Origin of the sequence: uncultured Holdemanella sp., assembly GCF_958348295.1 — a bacterium.
GTDB lineage: Bacteria > Bacillota_I > Bacilli_A > Erysipelotrichales > Erysipelotrichaceae > Holdemanella.
The window spans coordinates 1-3234 of sequence record NZ_CATVYQ010000091.1; the positions used below are offsets into that span (position 1 = coordinate 1).

Here is a 3234-nt window from a genome sequence, read left to right on the forward strand (position 1 = left end):
ATATTAATCAAAGACGTCCTTAAAATGGACGTCTTTTTTTGATATAATCATCAATGGAAATGAGGTATGAACATGCATCGTTATTCATATTATAAAACAGCTGCCTGTACGCCAAATGTTTCAATTGGAGACCCACAGGCTAATAAAGAAGAGATTTTAAATTGTATTCAAAAATTAGATTCAGATACACAACTTGTTGTATTTCCAGAATTATGTATTACAGGATATACATGTCAAGATTTATTCTATGAACACACATTATTAAATAAAGCCAAACAAGTTTTATTTGAAATTGTAGAAGAACTACCCGAAAACCTTGTTGCAGTATTAGGCTTACCTTTAGAAATTGATAATAAGCTTTATAACTGTGCCGCCATTTGTTTCAACCACGATATTCTAGGTATTCAAGTAAAAACATATATTCCTAGCTACAACGAATTTTATGAAACAAGATGGTTCTCAAGTGCAAGTGAACTAAAAGAAAATACAACTTTTACATACAAAGATAAAAAAGTTCCTGTTTCAAATCATATTGTATTTAAAGATACTACTACATTTGCTTGTCTAGGTGTTGAAATCTGTGAAGATCTATGGGTTACCATTCCTGTAAGTTCAACCCATGCACTAGCTGGTGCTAATGTATTATGTAATCTAAGTGCTTCAAATGAAATCATTTCAAAAGCGAACTACAGAAGAAATTTAGTCAAAGATCAAAGTGCTAAATGTTATGCTGGCTATATATATGCTAGTGCTGGTCCTACAGAGAGTTCTAGTGATTTAGTTTTCTCTGGACACAATTTAATTTGTGAAAACGGGGCTATCTTAAATGAGACAAAAACAGATAAGATCATTTATGGTCAAATTGATTTAGACCATTTAAATCATGATCGCTTGCACTATAAAACTAGTATGCAAGATTTATTCCATGTAAACTATACAACTGTAGAATTCACATCAAAACCCATCGAAGAAATTGAATTCGATCGTTATATCGATGCCTATCCTTTTGTTCCAAACAATCAAGATGAAAGAATTAGTCGTTGTCTAGAAATCTTACACATTCAAGCGCAAGGCTTGGCAACACGTCTTTCTAAGATTCATTGTAAAGATGTTGTGATTGGAATTAGTGGTGGACTTGATTCTACTTTAGCTTTACTTGTATGTCACGAAGCCTTTAAAATCAACAATTATGATTCAAAAGGAATTCATGCGATCACAATGCCTGGTTTTGGAACAACAAAACGTACTAAATCCAATGCGCAAATCTTAATGGACCTACTTCATGTATCTAGTGAAGAAATTTCTATTGTGGATGGTGTAAACCAACACTTTAAAGATATTCACCACGATCCAGAAGTTCATAATATTACGTATGAAAACTCACAAGCTCGTGAAAGAACACAAATTCTTATGGATTTAAGCAATGCCTACAATGCGATCGTTGTAGGTACTGGAGATTTAAGTGAACTTGCACTAGGATGGTGTACATATAATGGAGATCACATGAGTATGTATGCAGTCAATGCCAGTGTTCCTAAGACACTTGTTCGTTATATTGTTGAAAGTGTTGCTTTAAAAGATGAAGTATTACATGATGTATTGATGGATATTTGTGATACACCAGTATCTCCAGAGCTTTTACCACCCGATAAAAATGGTAAGATTGCGCAAAAAACAGAAGAAGTATTGGGTTCTTATGATCTACATGATTTCTTCTTATATCAAATGTTAAGACATCACGATGAACCTAAGAAAATCTACGATTTAGCTTGTGTTGCATTCAAAGATGTAGAAAAGGAAAACATAAAAAAGGCCATCGTAACATTCTACAATCGTTTCTTTACCCAACAATTCAAAAGAAACTGTATGCCAGATGGTGTTAAGGTTGGATCTATTTGTTTCTCACCTAGAGGTGACTGGAGAATGCCAAGTGATGCATCAAGAAATCTATGGACAAAACAAGTGGAGGAAATTTAATTCCCCCACTTTTCTTTATGCTTTATCCATATTATTTGAAAAAATATCAGCCACTTCACTCATAATAATATAAGCTTTAGAATCGATTTCATGAACTTGTTCTTTCATTCGATTCACTTGGTATCGGTTGACTATACAAAATAAACAATGGATTTAAGCCTTTTTGAATAGCCACCCGTGGCATCTACACGAGTAACGCAACTTCCAAAAGTATTACTTAATGCTTCACATATTTCGGTTGGATACTCAGTTACAATCATTGCACATTTAGCTCGATCAATCAAAGTCAATTGTCTTTAATGCTGCTGAATAAGCTACAACCGAATAAAGTGGTAATCCCCAGCTATTTAATACAATCCTACAAAACGTGTATAAAATCACATTATATATCATCACAAAGGTACCTACGGTTTCCGATACCTGAAATCATACCACCAAATAGTGCACAAAGTAATAAATCCGTACCTGCTAATGGTGAAGCAATACTTACATTGATTGGAAAAACATCCGTTAAAGCTATGCGAATAAGGAATATATAAAGACAGTATATATAGCATAAAAGGTAAATTTTTTTCCTTGTTTTTTGAGTCCAATCAAAAATAAAGGAATGTTTAATATTAATAAGAATAGTGATAATAATAAATAAGATGGTGAAACCTGTTCAAGTAGCATAGAAGTTCCAAAAATTCCACTATCATACAATTTTACAGGTGTCATAAACAATGTGATTCCAAAAGCATTCACAATTCCAGCAATTGTCAACATGAAAAGATTCGTAATACAAGGTGTTGGGTCTTGTTTCATAAGCTCAGCACTCCTTTTTAGGGCTTCATTTTAACATACTCACACACCAAAATCATTTCAATTACTAATTTTTAAACAATATAAAAGAAGAAATTATTTTTTAGCCTTTTCTACTATTTTTTAATCAGATTCTACCACATAAGGGATTTCATTTTCTGCAAGAAAAAAATTAGTAGTAATATTTTGTGAATGATGAATCACTCTTAATATTTGAACCTCTCATCGCTGAAGTGACGAGATTCTTAGGAACAGGTTTCTATCGAAACTTTTCTTACCAAGCTATCCCCGCAGTTCCTGCGGTTGTTTTTGTTTTTAGTTAATTTGCTAATATACCTTGAATCAATATATTGATGGATGCATTTACATCTCTGTCATGATTTGAATGGCATTTTGGACAGGTCCATTCTCTTACTTTTAAATCTTTTGTTCCTTCATTCTTATATCCGCAACAAT

5 protein-coding genes are annotated in these 3234 nt (G+C 32.8%); 1 reads left to right on the forward strand and 4 read right to left on the reverse strand.

The genetic code is table 11. The features are described from left to right. Positions 1 to 72 precede the first annotated feature (72 nt). Complete coding sequence (locus Q3907_RS10605) at positions 73 to 1977, forward strand: NAD(+) synthase (RefSeq protein WP_301898248.1); 1905 nt, start codon at positions 73 to 75, stop codon at positions 1975 to 1977. Positions 1978 to 1992: 15 nt separating this feature from the next. Here the strand turns inward: Q3907_RS10605 and Q3907_RS10760 are convergent, their stop codons facing one another. The 4 genes from Q3907_RS10760 to Q3907_RS10620 form a co-directional block, all read right to left on the reverse strand. After that, complete coding sequence (locus Q3907_RS10760; RefSeq protein ID WP_208853814.1) at positions 1993 to 2085, reverse strand: hypothetical protein; 93 nt, start codon at positions 2083 to 2085, stop codon at positions 1993 to 1995. A gap of 23 nt (positions 2086 to 2108) precedes the next feature. Then, a complete protein-coding gene (locus Q3907_RS10610; RefSeq protein WP_259317652.1) occupies positions 2109 to 2237 on the reverse strand; it encodes a hypothetical protein in 129 nt (42 codons plus the stop codon). 256 nt (positions 2238 to 2493) lie between these two features. Beyond that, positions 2494 to 2781: a YitT family protein gene (locus tag Q3907_RS10615; RefSeq protein WP_301898249.1), complete on the reverse strand. Its 288-nt coding sequence runs from the start codon at positions 2779 to 2781 to the stop codon at positions 2494 to 2496. Positions 2782 to 3097: 316 nt separating this feature from the next. Further along, positions 3098 to 3234, reverse strand: a 137-nt coding sequence (locus Q3907_RS10620) for a zinc ribbon domain-containing protein (RefSeq protein WP_301898250.1), incomplete at its 5' end; no start/stop codon positions are given.

Coding starts and splice junctions, on each gene's coding strand:
- Q3907_RS10605 (WP_301898248.1), top strand. CDS start 73: ATGCATCGTTATTCATATTATAAAACAGCTGCCTGTACGCCAAATGTT.
- Q3907_RS10760 (WP_208853814.1), bottom strand. CDS start 2,085: ATGAAAGAACAAGTTCATGAAATCGATTCTAAAGCTTATATTATTATG.
- Q3907_RS10610 (WP_259317652.1), bottom strand. CDS start 2,237: ATGATTGTAACTGAGTATCCAACCGAAATATGTGAAGCATTAAGTAAT.
- Q3907_RS10615 (WP_301898249.1), bottom strand. CDS start 2,781: ATGAAACAAGACCCAACACCTTGTATTACGAATCTTTTCATGTTGACA.